The sequence below is a fragment of the Paramesorhizobium leguminum genome (genome assembly GCF_003217235.1).
Lineage (GTDB): Bacteria > Pseudomonadota > Alphaproteobacteria > Rhizobiales > Rhizobiaceae > Paramesorhizobium > Paramesorhizobium leguminum.
In genome coordinates, this window is record NZ_QJTF01000002.1 from 89,366 (window position 1) to 107,904 (window position 18,539).

Genomic DNA, 18,539 nt, shown 5'->3' on the forward strand with positions numbered 1-18,539 from the left:
TTTATGCCTGGTCGCCGCCCCGGCGCTTACGCGCTCGCCGCGCAAGCAGGAGCAGAAGGAGGAAGGCAAGGCCCAGCACCGCGGTCGCTACCCATGAGAAGTGCCGCTCCCAGAAGGATCCTTCGAGAAGCTTGCTCAAGGTGAAGGGCGCGTTGTTCGCCCCTTTGGCGCCATTCTCATAGGCAGGCGTGCCATTGCTGTTGACCGCAGCCAGAATACCGGCCTCCCCCACGACAGCGACATCGCCCTGGCCGAGCTGGAAGGACTTGTCCAGACGCGGGCCCTCGCCAACCGTGCGGTAGCTGATCCCCGGTTCGGTCGCGCCCGTCACCGCCTGCAGCACGGCGACATGATCAAGTCCGGCGACATCGTAGAAAACCTTGCCATCCTTGTCGGCGATCGAAACATGCTGTCCCGCAACCTTCACCGTATCGGCAGCACCTGCCACCGGCACATCGAAGGCCAGGAACGGCTTCTTCGGCGCGATAGCCGCATTGTTTTCGCCAAGGCTCAACACCGCCTTCGATGGCGAAATCCCCGCCGCGTCGGCGACGCTGATGAGCGTCGGCAGCGTTTCGGTGGCCGAATTGCGCCAGCCCTGCGGCACGATCACCTCGGAATCATCGGCAAGCCTGGCGACTATGCCGGAGAAGTTCTGGGCGGCAGGCGCGGCTTCCAGCCAGATCCGGCTGTTGGGCAACACCGCCGCCGGGAAGGCTTGCGGCACTTCGCAATTGCCGCCGGCGGGCTGGCGCTGGAACTGCACGCGCACCGTATTGCGCGGCAGAAGCGCATAGGACGGCACATCAACCGAGATGCTCTCAGCCTTGCCATCGGCGGTCAGGCGCTTGGCGCCGAGGAGATAATCGTTGAGATATACGGAGGCCACCGGCGAGGTTTCCGTCGCGCCCGGAGCAGCGGCGACATTGATCGTCATGCTCGAAGGCACCTTGCCTTCGCCAAGGCTGGAGCCAAGATCGAAAGTCGTCGTCCAGTCGCCGCGCGCCACGACATCGAGATTGCCGGCGGACTGATCGAGCGAGCCCAGCGCCACGCTATTGGAGCCGGCGTTCGGCTTGCCGACCGTGTTGAGGACCATGCCGCGGACAAGCGCGGTTTTCCGCCACAGGCCATCGAACAGGCCCGTCGCCGCAGCCGCCGCATCCGGAGAAACGGCAATGACCGGACGGCCGGCAAGCGTGCGGACATCGACGGTCTTTGCTTCAGCGGCGTTGAGAAGCGAGTCCTTGCGCGTCGCAAGCGCGTCAAGCGCCGCGGTCGCCGCCGGGTCGGCTTGCGCCAGCTCTGCCCCTACAGCGTCGAACGCCGTCTTGAGCCTGGCTGCGAGCGCCGGATCGGAAACCGCGACATCGGCGCGCACCTGCGGCGCGCCCAGCAGCAGCAGAGCGCCGACTTCGGCCTCATTGGCGAGGGCAACCTTGCCGCCCTTCGCCAGCGCGGCGAAGGCAGGTACATTCATAAGCGCCGGGGGGATTTTGAGACCTGTCGTGTCGATCTCGCTGCCCGGCTTGGGCAACGCGATGACCTGCACATCCTTGCCGGCCCGTTGCAGGGCAACGCCGAGCCGCCACGCGGCATCGTAGCTGCCGCCTTCCAGCGCATCGGAGGCGACGAGAAGCGTGACCTTGCGCGGCAAGGCCGACCAGACGGATGCGATATCCGTGACGCCGGAAGGATCGTAGCCATATTCGAAATAGGAATTGGGCGAGATCTGCAACAGATTGCCGATGGATCTATCTTCATTACAGAGATCGTCGCGACCCGTTACGGATGCCCATGCGAGACCAAGCCGCACGAAGCCCGAAGGACGCGGTGCACCGTCAACGCCGATGCTCACATCCGCCTCGCCTTCCGCGTCATCAGGTGAACGCGCGGCAACCACGTTGCCGTCCAGCGCCATCGTATAGGTGGTCCGCCCGCCATCGGCGCGGATATAATGACCATCCACGACCAGGCTCGGATCGATCAGCTTCACATTCGCGGGAACCGGCAGATAAATTTCGCGGCGCGCATCGCTGGAATTCAGCGTGATCGGCTGGGTAAGCCCAAGCTCCTTGAGGGAAACTTTTTCGCGAACGATGGATCCGCCTGCAAGCGATTTGACCGCGTCGCCAATTTCGCCCGCATAGGCCGCCTGGCCACCCTGTACGACGAGCAGACCGCCGATCAGGGCGGAGGACAGAAGGAGTCGACGACGAGCTGAATCAATCATGATGAACCTATTTCACAAGGTGGGGGGATTTTTTGAATTTTGAGATTTTCAGATGGCGAAGGGAGCGATGTCCCTGCCCGCAAGCGATGCGGCGATCCGCTTCGATGCCAGGCCGTCGCCATAAGGATTGAGTATCCGCGCAAAGCCGGAATAGTAGGCGGCATCGCCCAGGAGGCGTTCCACCTCGCCCGTGATGCGCTGGGCATCCGTGCCGACGAGGCGCACGACGCCGGCTGCGACCGCTTCCGGCCGTTCCGTGACATCGCGCATGACCAGAACCGGCTTGCCGAGCGAAGGAGCCTCCTCCTGCACGCCGCCGGAATCCGTCAGGATGATATCCGCCCTGTTCATGAGATAAACGAAGGAAAGATATTCCTGCGGCTCGATCAGATGAATATTGGGCTTGCCCGAAAGCAGTTCATGGACGGGACCGCTCACATTGGGATTGAGGTGGACGGGATAGACGATCTGAAGGTCGGCGCGCCGGCTGAGTTCCGCCAAAGCTTTGCATATGTTGAGAAAGCCGTCGCCGAAGCTCTCACGGCGATGCCCCGTGACGAGAAGCACGCGCCGTGACGGATCGAGAAAGGAAAATTGCGCCTCAAGCCGCGTCCGGATGGCCGGATCATTGTCGATACGGCCCACCGTCTCCTTGAGAGCATCGATGACCGTGTTGCCGGTGACGAGAATCTCGCCGCCAAGCCGCTCCGCGCGCAGATTATCCGCGCTCGTCTCGGTCGGCGCGAAAAGCTTCGTGGCGGCCACATCGATGACGCGGCGATTGAGCTCTTCCGGCCAGGGCTTTGCGAGATCATAGGTACGCAGCCCCGCCTCGACATGGCCAATCTTGATGTTGCGATGAGCGGCGGCAAGGCTTGCGGCCATCGCCGTCGTGGTATCGCCATGCACCAGCACATAATCGGGCCGGACTTCGGCAAATATGTCATCAAGCCCGGCCATGACGCGGCTGGCGAGACCGTTGAGGGTCTGGTTGGGCGCCATCACAGCCAGATCGAAATCAGGCTTGATATCGAAGAGCGCCAGCACCTGGTCGAGCATGGTGCGATGCTGCCCGGTAACGCAGGTTATTGATCGAATTCCCTTTTCCGCGGAAAGGGCTTTCACGACCGGGGCCATCTTTATGGCTTCCGGCCTCGTACCGAAGACCGACAAAACATGCATCAATTTATTAAATCCTGGTTGTTTCGTCCTGCACCATCCTGCCCTGCAACCAAGGCAAGAATAGTACCGCCCCCAAAACCCCGTTGCGGCACATACAGAGAAACAATCGGATCTGTAAATTCACAACATATCACGGGCTGAATTAATTCCGCCGCGCCGCGTTGGTAAAAAAGCCTTTTTCATAACAATCAGGACTGGCGCGCCGAGTCGCGCAGGAGCGTCAAATGCCCGTTTTTTCAAGCTTCCTGCGGCTTAAAGGCTGCAAAATCGGCGATTTTCGCAACTTTTCCATTCAAAAGCTGCAACCATTCCTCGGCCTGCGCAAATGCCTTACGGTAGGCTGCCGAACCTTGCCTGACGCTCGAAGCATCCGGCAGAAAGTGGATTTGGAGGAGCGGAAATCCTGCCACGGAGGTGTTTATATCGAGCGAAACCTGATTCTGCCCTGCATCAACAGTCATTGATTCGATATCGCGCGCATAGACCCAGGCCCGCCGCACACGATTCCCCATATAGAGGCCAGGCTCACTGCCAATGCCGGCGAAATGCCTGTTGTCGCCGCGCGAAACCACGAAATTCGTTACGCCCGCTTCAGCCAGTTCCGCCCGCAGCGGATCGCGCCCGAATGTCACGAAGGCCACGGCAATAATAAAAACGAATGAAGAGACCAGCAGAAAAAACGGAAAATCGCCGATCCATGAAATTGCACCACCAGCAGCCGCAATAACGGCCACGCGCGCAGCGATAATGCCCATCATTTCGACCTGCCCCTAGGTTGTGCCCCAGCTATCGAAATGCGGCGATAAAGCGCCAAAAGTAAAGAAAAATCGCGGCTATGCTGAGCTTAATGCACATGTTCCGCGATATGGACGAGGCTTCCCCTCTACCCGCGAGAATCTACTGAGTCTAATCTAAGCCAATCACATATGGCGCGGCTTGCCCCTCACCCTTACCCTCTCCCCGCAAAGACGGGGAGAGGGAGGCGCCAGCGTAGCCGCTTCTTCCTTCTCCCCGCGTGCGGGTTGAGGAGCGATCCGCGCAGCGGACAAAAAGCCAACGATTTGGCTTTTTGAGCGACGAACGTGCCGGCAGGCGGATGAGGGGCTTTTTCAGTGCCATATGCGATTGCCCTGCGGTCTGATTTATCAGGGCGGCAATTGCTTTTTTCCTTGTCGCAGGTTCAGGACAGAAAGCCCTCAAATCTCCCCGCACACCGCGGCAAACGCCGCTGCTTTTTCTAAAATGGCGACGAACCGGTCGCCGGCAACTTCCAATGGGCCGGAATTGTCGAGCATGATCGCCCCGTCGCGGTGCGCTATCGCCTGTGTGCCACGCCGCAGCCGTTCCTCGATATCAGCCGCATCCTCGCGGCCACGCTGTGCCAGGCGGCGCGCCAGCACCTCCGGCGCGGCATGAAGATGTATCACCCGGATATTGGCATATGCCGAGCCGATTTCCTCAAGCGTACTGCGCGAGACATTGGCGATCACCACGGCGCCATTATCGACATGGTGATCGACGGCCTTGGGCAGCGCATATCGCAGCCCATGCGCATTCCAGTGCAAACTGAACGCGCCCTTCTCAAGCGCCGCGTCAAACGCCTCTTCGTTCACGGTATCGTGTTCTTCCGTATCATCAGCAGCCGCGCGGGTGACGATCCGGCGCACGAAATGAAATTCGGATCGATGCTGCAACCGCTCGCGCGCATAAGCAAGGATGGTGTCCTTGCCCGAACCGCTCGGCCCGACCACGGCAACGAACACGCCGTTCCGTAGAGGCCGCGTCTCGCTTAAGACCCGTTCGATGGAACCGGACGCCATCATATCACCCGCGCCCCCTCGCGCCACACCGTACGGATGACCGGCACGTGATCATCGACCCGCACGCGCACCAGATCGGCGCGTTTGCCCACGGCAATCTCGCCACGATCGTCAAGGCCGACCGCATCCGCCGAATTCTTCGACACGAGCCGCATCGCCTGCGGCAGCGTAATCGCCTCCACGACTTCGCTCAAATAAAACGCCGATTGCATCAGGCTGAACGGGATATAATCGGAGGAAAGAATGTCGAGACAGCCCTTCTCGGCCAGTTCCCGCGCCGAAACATTGCCGGAATGCGAGCCCCCGCGCACCACATTCGGCGCGCCCATCAGCACCGATAGTCCCGCCGCCTTCGAGGCGCTGGCTGCCGCATGGGTGGTGGGGAATTCCGCCACGCGTATCCCTTGTTCCACCGCCTCCTCGACATGGGCGACGGTCGCGTCGTCATGGCTGGCGAGAACGATGCCGCGCGCATGGCAGGCCTCGGAAATAGCCGCCCGGTTGGCCGCCGAATGGCGTTCCGATTCGGCCATGCGCTTCTCGCAATAGCGGCGAAACTCCTCCTCGGAGGTCTTCAGCTTGCGCATGTAATAGACACGATAGGCTTCGGGATCGGCGAACTGGCGCTGTCCCGGCGCATGGTCCATGAGCGATGCCATCCGCACCCGCCCATAGCCCTCCAGAAGCGAAAAGGCTTCAAGGCAATCGGACGCCGAAACCTCGCAGCGAAGATGCAGGAAATGTTCCGCGCGCAGCCGGTTGTTGCGCGTACTGTCGCAGATCGCGTCTGCCAGCACCCGCATATCCTCCACGCCCACTTCCGCCTCGTCATCGAGACCTATGCGCAGCGCATCGAAAACCGTGGTGATGCCTGACGCGGCGATCTGCGCATCATGCGCCTGCACCGCCGCAACAGGATTCCACCGTACCTTGGGACGCGGCGCGTAATGCCCCTCCAGATGGTCGGTATGAAGCTCGATCAGGCCCGGCGTGAGAAAATCGCCCTCCATGTCTTCGCCGGCGACCGTGTTGCCCCAGGAAATATCCGCAATTTTTCCATCCCGAACCTGCAGGGAACCGGCAAGCACCTCATTTTCCAGAATAATGCGGGCATTCTTCAATATGAATTCATGCAACATATCAGGCACTTTTCTTGTCAGGCACTCTTCTTGGGCCGCCCGGCTCCGGTAAGCGGGGAAACGGACAGCGGATGCAGGGAATGAACCTCGAACGGCGCGCCGGGCTCGGCTTCGACGAACAGCGCCAGATTGTTTATTTCGACCGGTTCGCTCAGGACCGGCTCGAAAAACGCATCCAGCATTCGTGCAACGCGAAGCTTGTCCTTTTCCTCGACACGCCCTGTTAAAGTCATGTGAAAACGAAAATCCTCGAACACGTAAGGATAACCCCATTGTTCCAGATTTCTCAACTGGGAAATACTTAAACTTTCAGGCTTGCGCCGCGCCCGCTCTGTTTCCGTGGCCGATGCGCGAAAGCGGTCCAGGGCGACGACGACATCGTTCGCCAGTTGGTCCAGTTCCGCCAGCGGCTCCTCCGGCACCAGCGCGAAGAAATCTCCGAGCGCCGCGACATGCAGCCGATCGATGGTAACGGGAGCCACCGACGAAGCGAAATGCATCAGGCTGGAAAGCAAATCGCGCTCGGTGAACTTCTCATCGAGACTGAATGGCGCCTTCAGTGTCGCGTGAAAACCATAACGGCGCGGTTCCGCAGTCAACAGCGCCACCTCCTCCGGCTCGAAGGAGCGGATCGCCGGCGGCTTCACCGCCGCACCGCTGAAAACGTTGCGCCCCAGCCAGTTGGCGGCCACCTTACTGAGCGGATCGCCCGCCGGCGGGGTGAAATAGATCGCATAACGCATGGCCGATTCCCTCTTTCCCCTTTTTGTTACATGCCGAATATGACATGCCAACAAAGGAAATCGGCCAAGAAATTGGATTGCCTGGTTACGCAGCGGGCCGGTTATTTTGCATCGGCCTGATTATGCAGGGAAAACGGACGGGAGAAAAGAATTGGGCGGATTTGCATCCATCGGCGAATGCATGATCGAGCTTTCGGGAGCCAGCGGCGATATCTGGCGCATGGGCTTTGCCGGCGATACGTTCAACACGCTGTGGTATGTTCGCGCCCTCAGCGCGGCCAATTATCCGGTGGATTATGTGAGCGCCTTCGGCGACGACCCGTTTTCCGAAAAACAGCGCGATTTTTTTGAGGCTAACGGCATCGGAACCGCCAAAAGCCCCATCATACCGGGCGCCCGCCCCGGCCTTTATGCCATCACGCTCGATGGCGCCGAACGCTCCTTCACCTATTGGCGCAGCGACGCCGCGGCGCGAAAACTGGCGAGCGACCCGCAGGCGCTTGCCGCAAGCCTCAAAGACCGCGATATCGTCTATTTCTCGGGCATCACGCTGGCAATTCTTGCCCGCGCCGACCGAAACGCCTTATTCGAATCAATCGCCACCGCCCGCAGCAACGGCAGCCGCATCGCCTTCGACCCGAACTACCGCGCCCGGCTCTGGGAAAATATCGAGACCGCCCGCGCCGTGATTGGCGAAGCCATGCGCCTTGCCGACATTGCCCTCCCCACCTTCCCCGACGAGAAGGACCTGTTCGGCGATGCGTCGCCCGAAGCCACGGCCCGGCGCATCGCGGCATTTGGCGTGAAGGAAATCGTGGTCAAGGATGGCACCGACCCGGCTCTTTTATTGACGCCGGAACAGGAAGAATGGGTACCCGCAATCACCGCCAATGCCATCGACACGACCGGCGCAGGCGACAGCTTCAACGGCGCATACCTCGCCGCGCGATTACAAGGTCTAGCTCCAGCCGACGCCGCCAAACGCGCCCACACGGTGGCTGCGCGCGTCGTGGAGTTCTATGGGGCCCTTGCTCCGATGGAGGAAGCCAAAGAGGCGTTTGAGCCAGGAACACCCCCCTCTGCCCTGCCGGGCATCTCCCCCTCAAGGGGGGAGATTGGCTGAGAGTTCCGCTTTCGCCAATCGCCAGCGATGCAGAATAGAATGCCCGCGATCGATGAAAGCTAATCTCCCCCCTTGAGGGGGAGATGGCTGGCAAGCCAGAGGGGGGTGAAATGAAGCGCGCGGCCATCCATCGCGAATTACCCTACCCCCGCCCAAACCGATAATGCGTCGTCTGCGCATAAACTTCCCCCGGACGCAGCACCGCCTGCGGGAAATACGGAAAGCTCGGTGAATCCGGCCAAATCTGCGGCTCGAAGCACAGCCCGGCGTAATTCTCGTAAGGCTTGCCCGTCAGCCCCACCGCAGGCCGCGCGACGGTATTGCCGGCATAGAACTGCACACCCGGCTCGGTGGTGGACACATCGAGACGCACGCCGGACTTCGCGCCCTTCGCCGCCGCACACCATTTGAGCGGCCCGCGCGCTGCGGCGAGGCAGAAATTATTGTCGTAAACCACCTGCGCGCCATCCCGCTCCAGCGCGACCTGCCGGAAATCGCGGAAATCATAATCCGTGCCCTCGACAGGCAGCACCCGACCATCCGGCATCAGCGCCTCGTTCGCCGGCAGATAAGCCTGCGCCCCGATCATCACCTGATGGTCGAGAATGTCGGTTTCGCCCCCATCGTCGAGATTGAAATAGCTGTGGTGGATGAGATTGCAGATCGTCGGCTTGTCGGTCACCGCCTCGAGCCGCACCACCAGCGTTCCGCCCGGGCTTAGCATGTAGGTGCAGTGAACGTTGAGATTGCCCGGAAAGCCCATCTCGCCATCAGCGGCAAGAATCGCCAGCGTGACGAAATCCCGCCCCTCCCCGGTCACCCGCCAGACGCGCTTGCCAAGGCCCTTGCGCCCGCCATGCAGATTGTGAGCCCCAAGGAAATTGCGATCCACCTCATAGGTATTGCCGTCGATGGTGAAGATGCCGTTGCGAATCCGGTTGGCCGACCGCCCGGCAATCGCGCCCATATGCGGCGAATAGGCGAGGTAATCCGCGAAATCCTGATACCCCAGAACCAGCGGCGCCTCATGCCCTTCAAGCCGCAGATCCTGAATCGCCGCTCCATAGGTCAAAACTTTCGCGGTCAGCCCCCCGCCGGATAGCGTGATACGATGAACCGCCTCGCCATCCGGCGTCTCTCCAAAAATTTCCGCTGTCACGATCGTCTAGTGCCTTTTTTTAATGGTGAGCAGTGAGGCAGTGAGCAGAAAGCAGTGAAGGATACTATTTACTGCTTACTGCTTACTGCTTACTGCTTACTGCTTACTGCTCACCGCTCACTAACCCACCAATGCAGACATATTTCGTATCGAGATAATCCTCGATGCCCTGATGCCCGCCTTCCTTGCCGAGGCCCGATTCCTTCAAGCCGCCGAATGGCGCCTCGACTGTAGTGATCATGCCCTCGTTGACGCCGATGAGGCCGTATTTCAGCCCCTCCATCACCCGGAAGGTGCGACCGAGGTCTTGCGTGTAGAAATAACAGGCTAGGCCGTATTCGGTGCTGTTGGCAAGGTCGACAGCTTCCTGTTCTGTCCCGAACTTGTAGACAGGCGCGACGGGGCCGAAGATCTCTTCCTTGAAGAAACGCATGTCCGGCTTGGCATCCGTAATCACCGTCGGCTCGAAATAGGTCAGCCCCAGCGTAGACCGCTTGCCGCCGGTCACAACCTTGCCGCCCTTCGCCTCCGCATCGGTGATCAGCTCCTCGACCTTTTCAACCGCACCCTCGTCGATCAGCGGCCCCTGCTGGGTGCCGTCCTCCAGCCCGTTGCCGACCTTCAGCTTCTCAGCCGCCGCCGCCAACCTCTCCACGAACCGGTCATAAATCCCGGCCTGCGCGAAGAAACGGTTGGTGCATACGCAGGTCTGCCCGGAATTGCGGAACTTCGCCGCAATCGCCCCTTCGACCGCCCGGTCCATATCCGCATCGTCGAACACGATGAACGGCGCGTTGCCGCCAAGCTCCATCGATACTTTCTTGACCGTGTCGGCGGATTGCTTGATCAGGATCTTCCCCACTTCCGTAGAACCCGTGAACGTCAGCTTGCGCACCAGCGGATTGCGCGTCAGTTCCCCGCCGATCTCCGAGGCCGAGCCGGTCAGGATGTTGATCACGCCATCAGGAATGCCCGCCTCCTCGCAGAGCACACCCCAGGCGAGGCCCGAATAAGGCGTCTGCGTCGCGGGCTTCACCACCGCCGTACAGCCGGAGGCGAGCGCGGGACCGATCTTGCGCGCCAGCATCGAGGACGGGAAATTCCACGGCGTGATCGCCGCGACGACGCCCACCGGCTCTTTCGTCACGAGGATGCGCCGGTCGGCCCAGGGCGAAGGCACCGTATCGCCGTAGACCCGCCGCGCCTCTTCGGCGTACCAGAGGATATAGGCCGCCGACATGCCAATCTCGCCTTTCGCCTCGGCAAGCGGCTTCCCCTGCTCCAGCGTCAGGAGTTCAGCGAGCGCATCCTGGTTCTCGATGATCAGATCGTGCAGTTTGCGCATCAGCCGGGCGCGCTCGGCGGCGGAGGTCTTTTTCCAGCTTTCGAAAGCCTTCGCCGCAGCTGTGATAGCGCGCGCCGTCTCCGCCTTGCCAGATTTCGGCACCGTTCCGAATTTCAGGCCTGTCGCCGGATTGATGACATCGATGGTCTGGCCAGAATCGGCCTCCACCCATTCACCGCCGATCAGATTGGCCTGTTTCATGAAGTGGCTGGTTTTTTGAAGCATTGCACTTCTCCTCAATATTTGATGCAACCAGAAAGGTAGCGCCGGGCTATTTGAGGAAAAGGGGCAGAGCCGCCAACAAAATGCCTATGGCTGTCGCCAACATGCCACCGTTGACAAGGGTTAAACGCAACGTCTGCGTTTCAAGTGCGGCTCTCAAATCTGCTTTCGTGGCCAGTTCCGGCATGACGAAATCTCGCACTGCTTCCGCATGATGCTCCGCGTGTTTCTGGTCGATGCCACCATCGCGAAGACGTTTCGAATAACCAAGAGTATCAAATGTTATAGCCATAGTCAGCCCCCCACACGCCAAGCCGCCCACCTTCGCGCGGCTTTGATCAATCTCAAGATAAGGAGGATGAGCGCCTTGCGCTACCCTCGTCGCGAGGAAGATTTCTGGCCGGAGCCGACGCCCCGGCCAGAAGCGAATAGATCACGTTTCGAGAGCGGTATTATAACTCAGCCCGTACCCCATATAATACGGACGCGCGACGACGCCCAGATTGACATTGTCGTCATAGCTCCAATAGAGGGGCGTCGGCAATTTGCCGACGGGGTTCCGTTTGCCGATCAGCACCTCCCCCAGCGTCTTCATCGAGGGGCCGCGCCAGCGGCCATTTTCATAGCCGTAGCGGGCATAGGTCGCCACGCAATTCCTGACGCCGTCATACCATATGACGTCATAGGGCGCGCGTAGCGAAACATGCACCACCGTCTTTTTCAGGTCGTTCTGGGCGTGGAGCATCAGCGTCCTCGCCGGCCCGATCTCCGGATCATTGGGATCGAGACCCGCCGACATGGTGCCCATGACGAACACGTCGCACGCGTCGATATAGGCGTTGCGCTGGTCCTCGCTGATGGCGCCCTGCTTCGCAGAGGTCGCTTTGTAGCCATTGGCCGTGAGAGCCTGCGCGATCCCTTCGCCTTGCTCGCCCCATGGTGTGAAGATGAAGAACTTCTTCTGGGTATTGCGGACCGGCAACTCGCCAGTATTATTCCGCAACAGCGTGACCGATTTGTCCGCGATCTCCTTTTCCAGCGCGAACGGATCGGCCTTAACACCGCCGGCTTCCGCCTGACCCGACGAAACGCTGCCGCTCGCCAGCCCGAAGGCGGATTTGAGGCGAAGGATCCGCTCCACAGAGGCGTCGATCTCGGCCGCATTGAGCACGCCGCTTTTGACCTTATCCACCACCGTTTTGATGAATTTGGGCAGAAGCGCCATGTCCGCCTTCGAATAAATTCCGATAGGCATCAGGGAAATATCGACGCCTGCGGCGAAGACCTTGGCTATGGCGTCTTCTTCCGTGAAATAATTGGTAATCGCGCCCATGCTGAGCGCATCGGAGACGGTCACGCCCTTGAACCCCAACTGGTTTCGCAGGATCACGGTTTGAATCTCGCGCGACATGGTGGCGGGAACAATGATCATCTCGCCGGTCTTCGATGCCTTGACCTTGGTATTGTCGAGAGATGGGTACTGGATATGCGCCGTAAGCACGATATCCGGCGCCATGCCCTTGTCGATGGCAGCCTTATAGGGCGCGATATCGATGGTGAACGCATCCGAACGGTCGCGCGTGATGAGCGGCAGCGTGAGATGAGAATCCGACCACGCGCCCCCATGGCCCGGAAAATGCTTGTAGGTGGTCATCACCTTCTCGCTGCGTATGCCGGCAGCCAGTTGCTCCGCCAGATCCTGCACATTGGACCAGTTGGCGCCGAACGAGCGCACATTGATAACAGGATTGTGCGCATTGGTGTTGACATCGGCGACCGGGGCAAAGGCGACGTTGATGTTGAGCGCCTTCAGATCCTGCGCCATCTGCTTGCCCTGGCTGTAGGCAAGGCTTGGGCTCGCCCCGCCGTAAACGGCCGCGCCCAGCGCCATATTGCCGGGATATGACGGGTAATCCCCGCGAGGAAGCCGGAAGACATCCCCGCCCTCTTCGTCGGTGGCAAGAAACAGCCGTGTTCCCGGCTTCGTCTGGATCGACGCGAACCAGGACGTCAGCGTCTTTATCTGGGCGGTGTCCTTCAAATTGTTCGAGAACAGGATCACCCCGCCGATATTGTTATCGACGAGGAGGGATTTGACATCGTCGCTCGGCGCCGTCATGTCCGCCCCGTTCCAATGCATGAAATCCAGAATGATTTTCTGGCCGATCTTCTCCTCGATCGTCATCGAGGCGACCATGCGTTTGATTTCGTCTGTCGTAGTCATCGGTAATAGTCCTCCAATATGGGCGTCACGCCACGGGAGGCACTATAGAATTACAACTATAACGCGAGATTTATTCAATAAATAAACTTTTAATTGTGTCAGCCAAAAATGCGCGTGGCGATTGAAATCCACATCCCCAGCGTCAAGGCGGATATCCCGGTGGCGATCACCATCGAGGTGGAGGCGAGCGCCTGCCCCGTGCCGAACCTCGTGGCGATCAGGTAGGAATTGATGCCGGAGGGAAGCGCGGCGGCGGTAACGGCCACCTTGGCCGTGAGCGGCGGAAGCTGGAAAACCCACGCCACCGCAAGGACGATGGCAGGCATCAGCATCAGCTTGATCGTCGCAACGAGGCACGCCGCGCGGACATTGCCGGAAATGCCGAATTTCTTCAGCCCCATCCCCATGGCGAAAAGCGCCAGCGGCCCCGCGACCCCTGCCAGCATGTCGATGACGGTGGATGCGAATTCCGGCATGGCGAGGCCCGAAAGCCGCCACGCCCAGCCGGAGAGAATGCCAAGCACCAGCGGATTGCGCAGGAGGCTCTTGAAAAACGTGCTGACCGTCGCGGCAACACTGGTTTCGCCGGTGCTCACCCCGTCGCGGCGCGAGGCCCACTCATTAAGCGCAATGGAAGCGGCCATCATCGATGGCATGTGGACGGAAATGATGAGCGAGATCGTCGTCACCCCCTCCTGCCCGAACACGCCCAGCATCAGCGGCAATCCGAGATAGACGAGGTTTGAGAACGCGCCGGAAACCCCAGCCACCACGCCCGCGCGCCGGTCGCGCCCGAAGACGGTGCGCACGGCCCCGTGCGATATGACCCACGCCCCGACGACGCCGGAGAAATAGGCCACCCACAGCTCCCATGGCGCGCTGCCGTGGAAATCCGCCGTGCTCGTGGTGCGGAACAGAAGCAGCGGCGTGGAGACGACGAAGACGAATTCCGAAAGCCCATCCCCCGCCGCCTCGCTCAGCACCTTGAATCGCGCTGCCGCATAGCCGAGAAAAATGATGCTGAAGATGATGAATATCGTGCCGGCGAGTCCCATCTGTCCGGCATAGAATCTGGCGCGTCAGGATGCAATCGGAATGGAGGCAAAATCATTTTAGCAAACGCTTTACTTAACCCCGTTTAAGTTGCCGCTCATACAGCTTGGGACCTTGCATCTTCCCCTCGCTTAAGAAAAACGCTAGACACGCGCCAATTGACCACAATGACGCCTTGAAAAGGAACTGCAAATTGACGTCCACGTTCGACAGAGTCGCCGACATCATTTCCGAAACCAGCGAGATCGACCGCGACACGATCAAGCCGGAAAGCCACACGATTGACGATCTTGGCATCGACAGCCTCGATTTCCTCGACATCGTCTTCGCCATCGACAAGGCGTTCGGCATCAAGATTCCGCTTGAGAAGTGGACGCAGGAAGTCAATGACGGCAAGGTTCCCACGGAAGAGTATTTCGTCCTGAAGAATCTCTGCGCCAAGATCGACGAACTGGTCGCCGCCAAGAAGGCCTAACAAGTCGCCAAGTCTGGGTCACGGAAAAGCGGCGGGAATCATGCAGAACAATAAAGTCCTCATCACCGGCATCGGCATCGTCTCCTCGCTTGGCGAGGGGCTCGATGCCCACTGGAATGCGCTTGTCGAAAACTCCGAGCCGAAGCTGGATGCGACGCGGTTCGCGCCATACACCGTGCACCCGTTGGGTGAGGTGGACTGGAACCTGCAGATCCCCAAGCGCAGCGACCAGCGCCAGATGGAAACCTGGCAGCGGCTCGGAACCTACGCGGCGGGCCTTGCGCTCCAGAATGCCGGCATCAAGGAAAACGAGGCGCTGTGCGCGACCATGGACATGGTCGTCGCCGCAGGCGGCGGCGAGCGCGACCTTGCCGTCGATACGCTGATTCTGGCCGAGGGCCGCACCTCGAACGACCGTGGCGTGATGCTGAACCAGAAGCTTTCCACCGAGCTTCGCCCGACGCTGTTCCTTGCGCAATTGTCCAACTTGCTGGCGGGCAATATCTCCATCGTCCATAAGGTCACGGGTTCCTCGCGCACCTTCATGGGCGAGGAAGCTTCGGGCATTTCTGCCATCGAAACCGCCGCCGCCCGCATCCGCTCCGGCCAGAGCACGCATATGCTGGTTGGCGGTTCCTACAACACCGAGCATTTCGACATGCTGCTGGGCCATGAGCTTGGCGGCTATCTGAAATCCGATGGCTGGGCGCCGCTCTGGCAGCGCCAGGGCAGCGCCGGGGGCGGTCTCGTCACCGGCTCTGGCGGCGTGTTCCTCGTGCTCGAAAGCGCCGACCATGCGGCCAAACGCGGCGCGAAGGCCTATGCCGAGATCGAATCGATCACCAGCGGGCAAATCCGCCGAGGCCGCGACGATCTGTCAAAGACGGTCCGGGATATGATCGAAACGGCCGCCAACGGCGATGAAGCGCCCTTCATCGTCTCCGGCGCATCCGGCGCGCATGCGCCGACGGCGGCGGAAAAAGCGGCGCTCGACGCCCTGCCCGGCGCAGCCGTGCGCGGTGTTACCGGCCTCACCGGCCATCTGCGCGAGGCGCAGTTTCCGCTGAGCGTCGCGCTTGCGGCCATCGCCGTTTCGAAAGGCGAGGCCTTCGGCCCGCTCGGCGAAGGCGAAATGCCCCGGGATAAGCCGGTTTCCGCAGCCATCGCCACCACCATCGGCGTCACGCGCGGCGAAGGCGTCGCCCGTTTGACCCGAGTCTGAGGGAGAAGCAGATGACGAAATATACCGATCATCTTGGCCGTCCGATTGTTGCCGTCACCGGCATCGGCATCGTCTCCTCGCTTGGCCAGGGCAAGGAAGACAATTGGGCGGCGCTGACCGCCGGGCGCTCCGGCATCCATACGATCACGCGCTTCCCGACGGAAAACTTGAACACCCGCATCGCCGGCACGGTCGATTTCCTGGGCGAAAGCACCGCCGGCGCTACGCCCTTGTCGGAAAAGCTCGCCGCCCTCGCCGCCGAAGAGGCCATCGCGCAGTCCGGCCTTCCCATGGATGATTTCGGCGGTTCGCTCTTCATCGCCGCCCCTCCGGTCGAACTCGACTGGAAAAGCCGTTTCGCGCTTGACCGGACAACGATCGAGGATGGCGAGACGAGCTACGAGCTGATGCTCGCCTCCTGCCGCCGCAAGCCGCTGCCCGATTTCTTCAACACCACGCAGTTCGGCTATATCGCAGAGCGCATCGCCGATACATTCGGCACACGCGGCCTGCCGATCACACTTTCCACCGCATGCGCATCCGGCGCCACCGCCATTCAGCTCGGCGTCGAAGCCATCCGGCGCGGAGAAAGCGAGCGTGTGCTTTCCATCGGCACCGACGGTTCGGTTTCCGCCGAATCGCTGATCCGCTTCTCACTTCTGTCAGCGCTTTCGACGCAGAACGATCCCGCCCACAAGGCCGCCAAGCCCTTCTCCAGGGACCGCGACGGCTTCGTCATGGCCGAAGGCGCGGGCGCGCTGGTGATGGAATCGCTTGAAAGCGCCATCGCCCGTGGCGCAAAAATCCTTGGCTTCCTGCAGGGCTGCGGCGAAAAAGCCGACGATTTCCACCGCACCCGCTCCAAGCCGGACGCTTCGCCTGCCATCGGCGCGGTACGCGCAGCGCTGGAGGATGCGGGCCTGACCACCGGCCAGATCGATTACATCAACGCCCACGGCACCTCGACGCCGGAAAACGACAAGATGGAATATCTGGCGCTTTCCACCGTCTTCGCCGACCGCATCGGCGCGATCCCGACCTCCTCGAACAAGTCGATGATCGGCCACACGCTGACGGCGGCGGGCGCAATTGAGGCGGCATTCTCGCTGCTCACCATCCAGACCGGCACCCTGCCGCCCACCATCAACTACGACAACCCGGACCCCGCCATTCTCCTCGACGTGGTGCCGAACGTTAAACGCGAGGCCAAGGTTTCGACGGTCCTCTCCAGCTCCTTCGGCTTCGGCGGCCAGAACACCTGCCTTGTCATGGGCGCGGAACCGGTCCTTTAAGGCAGTAAGGGAATAGGGGAGTAAGGGAGTAGGTGAATAGGTGGTAAGCTAAACGTACTTTCTTCCCTACTCCCCTATTCCCTTACTCCCCTACTCCCTTCTCAAATGAAGAAAGACTCATGCGCGCATTACAACTCATCGAAGACCGCCGCCTGGAACTGACCGACATCGCCCCGCCCCCGCCCCCCGGCCCCGGCGAGGTGACGGTGCGCATCAAGGCCGTGGCGCTCAATCATATCGATGTCTGGGGCTGGCGCGGCATGGCTTTTGCCAAGCGCAAGATGCCGCTGGTCATCGGCGCGGAAGCTTCGGGCGTGGTCGAGACGCTTGGGTCCGGCGTGGCGGGCATCCTGCCCGGCCAGCTCGTATCGATTTACGGCGCGCAGACCTGCGGCCTCTGCCGCCCGTGCCGCGAAGGCCGCGACAATCTCTGCGAGCACGTCTCCGGCGTCCACGGCTTCCATCTCGACGGCTTCGCGCAGGAGAAGATCAACCTCCCCGCCCGCCTGCTCGTCCCCGCCCCTCCCGGCGTCGATGAAATCGGCGCGGCGGTCGCGCCCGTAACCTTCGGTACGGTCGAGCACATGCTGTTCGACAATGCCAGGCTGGAACCCGGCGAAACCATCCTCATCCAGGCCGGCGGCTCCGGCATCGGCTCGGCGGCGATCCAGCTTGCCAAGAAGATGGGCTGCACCGTCATCACCACGGTCGGCTCGGACGACAAGATCGAGAAAGCCAAGGCGCTGGGCGCCGATCACGTCATCAACTATCGCGAGGACCGCTTCGAGGGCGTCGTGCGCAAGCTGACCAAGAAGAAGGGCGTCGATGTCGTCTTCGAGCATGTCGGCAAGGATACCTGGGCCGGTTCCATGCTGTGCCTGAAACGCGGCGGCCGCCTCGTCACCTGCGGTTCCACATCGGGCGTTTCAACGGATATGAACCTGATGATGCTCTTCCAGCAGCAACTGAAGCTGCTCGGCTCCTTCGGCTGCCGCATGGAAAACATGGCCGACGCCATGCAAAAGATGGCGCGCGGGCTGGTTCATCCGGTGATTGATACTGTAGTGGGTTTCGAGGAGATCGACACGGCGCTGAAGCGCATGGAAGGCCGGGATGTGTTCGGCAAGATTATCTTGCGTGTGGGCTAACGTGGTGCCTGTTTTGATGGGATCACCGCCAAGCGTCCTCGTCCTTCGAGGCTCCGCTCCGCTTCGCTTCACTACGCACCTCAGGATGAGGACTACTGCCACGCCGGCGCCCCTTCACCCTCATGGTGAGGTGCGAGCGAAGCGAGCCTCGAACCACGA

16 protein-coding genes are annotated in these 18,539 nt (G+C 60.9%); 5 read left to right on the top strand and 11 right to left on the bottom strand.

What is annotated here, in order from left to right; genetic code table 11:
- Position 1: 1 nt before the first annotated feature.
- The 6 genes from C7477_RS01985 to C7477_RS02010 all read right to left on the bottom strand — a co-directional run bounded on the left by C7477_RS01985 (position 2) and on the right by C7477_RS02010 (position 7,117).
- Positions 2-2,233 carry a cellulose biosynthesis cyclic di-GMP-binding regulatory protein BcsB gene (locus C7477_RS01985; protein WP_110748395.1) on the bottom strand — a complete coding sequence of 744 codons (2,232 nt, stop codon included), beginning with the start codon at positions 2,231-2,233 and terminating at the stop codon, positions 2-4.
- A gap of 48 nt (positions 2,234-2,281) precedes the next feature.
- Complete coding sequence (gene wecB, locus C7477_RS01990) at positions 2,282-3,415, bottom strand: non-hydrolyzing UDP-N-acetylglucosamine 2-epimerase (RefSeq protein WP_110748398.1); 1,134 nt, start codon at positions 3,413-3,415, stop codon at positions 2,282-2,284.
- A gap of 236 nt (positions 3,416-3,651) precedes the next feature.
- Positions 3,652-4,173, bottom strand: a complete 522-nt coding sequence (locus C7477_RS01995; RefSeq protein WP_110748402.1) for a hypothetical protein — start codon at positions 4,171-4,173, stop codon at positions 3,652-3,654.
- A gap of 438 nt (positions 4,174-4,611) precedes the next feature.
- Positions 4,612-5,238, bottom strand: coding sequence for a phosphonate metabolism protein/1,5-bisphosphokinase (PRPP-forming) PhnN (gene phnN, locus C7477_RS02000; RefSeq protein WP_110748403.1), 627 nt, complete (start codon positions 5,236-5,238; stop codon positions 4,612-4,614).
- Positions 5,235-6,374 (bottom strand): alpha-D-ribose 1-methylphosphonate 5-triphosphate diphosphatase, encoded by a 1,140-nt coding sequence (locus tag C7477_RS02005; protein ID WP_110748405.1) that lies wholly within the window; start codon positions 6,372-6,374, stop codon positions 5,235-5,237. The genes phnN and C7477_RS02005 overlap by 4 nt, the downstream gene beginning before the upstream one ends.
- 17 nt (positions 6,375-6,391) lie before the next feature.
- Entirely contained in the window at positions 6,392-7,117 is a 726-nt protein-coding gene (locus tag C7477_RS02010) for a DUF1045 domain-containing protein (protein WP_110748407.1), read from the bottom strand.
- A 151-nt stretch (positions 7,118-7,268) separates the two neighbouring features.
- Here C7477_RS02010 and C7477_RS02015 point away from each other — a divergent pair, with 151 nt between their 5' ends.
- Positions 7,269-8,240, top strand: coding sequence for a sugar kinase (locus C7477_RS02015; protein WP_110748409.1), 972 nt, complete (start codon positions 7,269-7,271; stop codon positions 8,238-8,240).
- A gap of 142 nt (positions 8,241-8,382) precedes the next feature.
- Here the strand turns inward: C7477_RS02015 and C7477_RS02025 are convergent, their stop codons facing one another.
- The 5 genes from C7477_RS02025 to C7477_RS02045 all read right to left on the bottom strand — a co-directional run bounded on the left by C7477_RS02025 (position 8,383) and on the right by C7477_RS02045 (position 14,245).
- A complete protein-coding gene (locus C7477_RS02025; RefSeq protein WP_110748412.1) occupies positions 8,383-9,399 on the bottom strand; it encodes an aldose epimerase family protein in 1,017 nt (338 codons plus the stop codon).
- A 103-nt stretch (positions 9,400-9,502) separates the two neighbouring features.
- The gene (locus C7477_RS02030; protein ID WP_110748414.1) at positions 9,503-10,969 is read right to left on the bottom strand and encodes an NAD-dependent succinate-semialdehyde dehydrogenase; all 1,467 of its coding nucleotides are present in this window, start codon (positions 10,967-10,969) and stop codon (positions 9,503-9,505) included.
- A gap of 46 nt (positions 10,970-11,015) precedes the next feature.
- On the bottom strand, positions 11,016-11,258 hold the full coding sequence (locus C7477_RS02035; RefSeq protein ID WP_110748417.1) for a hypothetical protein: 243 nt from the start codon (positions 11,256-11,258) through the stop codon (positions 11,016-11,018).
- Between the two features lie 141 nt (positions 11,259-11,399).
- On the bottom strand, positions 11,400-13,190 hold the full coding sequence (locus tag C7477_RS02040; protein WP_110748419.1) for a glycoside hydrolase family 3 protein: 1,791 nt from the start codon (positions 13,188-13,190) through the stop codon (positions 11,400-11,402).
- Between the two features lie 98 nt (positions 13,191-13,288).
- Positions 13,289-14,245 (bottom strand): AEC family transporter, encoded by a 957-nt coding sequence (locus tag C7477_RS02045; RefSeq protein WP_110748422.1) that lies wholly within the window; start codon positions 14,243-14,245, stop codon positions 13,289-13,291.
- 191 nt (positions 14,246-14,436) lie between these two features.
- On the opposite strand from C7477_RS02045, the gene C7477_RS02050 reads away from it, so the two are divergent.
- From C7477_RS02050 to C7477_RS02065, 4 genes are all read left to right on the top strand, one after another.
- The gene (locus tag C7477_RS02050) at positions 14,437-14,718 is read left to right on the top strand and encodes an acyl carrier protein (protein ID WP_110748425.1); all 282 of its coding nucleotides are present in this window, start codon (positions 14,437-14,439) and stop codon (positions 14,716-14,718) included.
- Between the two features lie 40 nt (positions 14,719-14,758).
- On the top strand, positions 14,759-15,940 hold the full coding sequence (locus C7477_RS02055) for a beta-ketoacyl-ACP synthase (RefSeq protein WP_110748428.1): 1,182 nt from the start codon (positions 14,759-14,761) through the stop codon (positions 15,938-15,940).
- A gap of 11 nt (positions 15,941-15,951) precedes the next feature.
- On the top strand, positions 15,952-17,232 hold the full coding sequence (locus C7477_RS02060; RefSeq protein ID WP_110748430.1) for a beta-ketoacyl-ACP synthase: 1,281 nt from the start codon (positions 15,952-15,954) through the stop codon (positions 17,230-17,232).
- A 119-nt stretch (positions 17,233-17,351) separates the two neighbouring features.
- Positions 17,352-18,380, top strand: coding sequence for a zinc-binding dehydrogenase (locus C7477_RS02065; RefSeq protein ID WP_110748433.1), 1,029 nt, complete (start codon positions 17,352-17,354; stop codon positions 18,378-18,380).
- Positions 18,381-18,539: the final 159 nt, after the last annotated feature.

Coding starts and splice junctions, on each gene's coding strand:
- C7477_RS02045 (WP_110748422.1), bottom strand. CDS start 14,245: ATGGGACTCGCCGGCACGATATTCATCATCTTCAGCATCATTTTTCTC.
- wecB (WP_110748398.1), bottom strand. CDS start 3,415: ATGCATGTTTTGTCGGTCTTCGGTACGAGGCCGGAAGCCATAAAGATG.
- C7477_RS01995 (WP_110748402.1), bottom strand. CDS start 4,173: ATGATGGGCATTATCGCTGCGCGCGTGGCCGTTATTGCGGCTGCTGGT.
- C7477_RS02065 (WP_110748433.1), top strand. CDS start 17,352: ATGCGCGCATTACAACTCATCGAAGACCGCCGCCTGGAACTGACCGAC.
- C7477_RS02060 (WP_110748430.1), top strand. CDS start 15,952: ATGACGAAATATACCGATCATCTTGGCCGTCCGATTGTTGCCGTCACC.
- C7477_RS02010 (WP_110748407.1), bottom strand. CDS start 7,117: ATGCGTTATGCGATCTATTTCACCCCGCCGGCGGGCGATCCGCTCAGT.
- phnN (WP_110748403.1), bottom strand. CDS start 5,238: ATGATGGCGTCCGGTTCCATCGAACGGGTCTTAAGCGAGACGCGGCCT.
- C7477_RS02005 (WP_110748405.1), bottom strand. CDS start 6,374: ATGTTGCATGAATTCATATTGAAGAATGCCCGCATTATTCTGGAAAAT.
- C7477_RS02030 (WP_110748414.1), bottom strand. CDS start 10,969: ATGCTTCAAAAAACCAGCCACTTCATGAAACAGGCCAATCTGATCGGC.
- C7477_RS02035 (WP_110748417.1), bottom strand. CDS start 11,258: ATGGCTATAACATTTGATACTCTTGGTTATTCGAAACGTCTTCGCGAT.
- C7477_RS02055 (WP_110748428.1), top strand. CDS start 14,759: ATGCAGAACAATAAAGTCCTCATCACCGGCATCGGCATCGTCTCCTCG.
- C7477_RS02040 (WP_110748419.1), bottom strand. CDS start 13,190: ATGACTACGACAGACGAAATCAAACGCATGGTCGCCTCGATGACGATC.
- C7477_RS01985 (WP_110748395.1), bottom strand. CDS start 2,233: ATGATTGATTCAGCTCGTCGTCGACTCCTTCTGTCCTCCGCCCTGATC.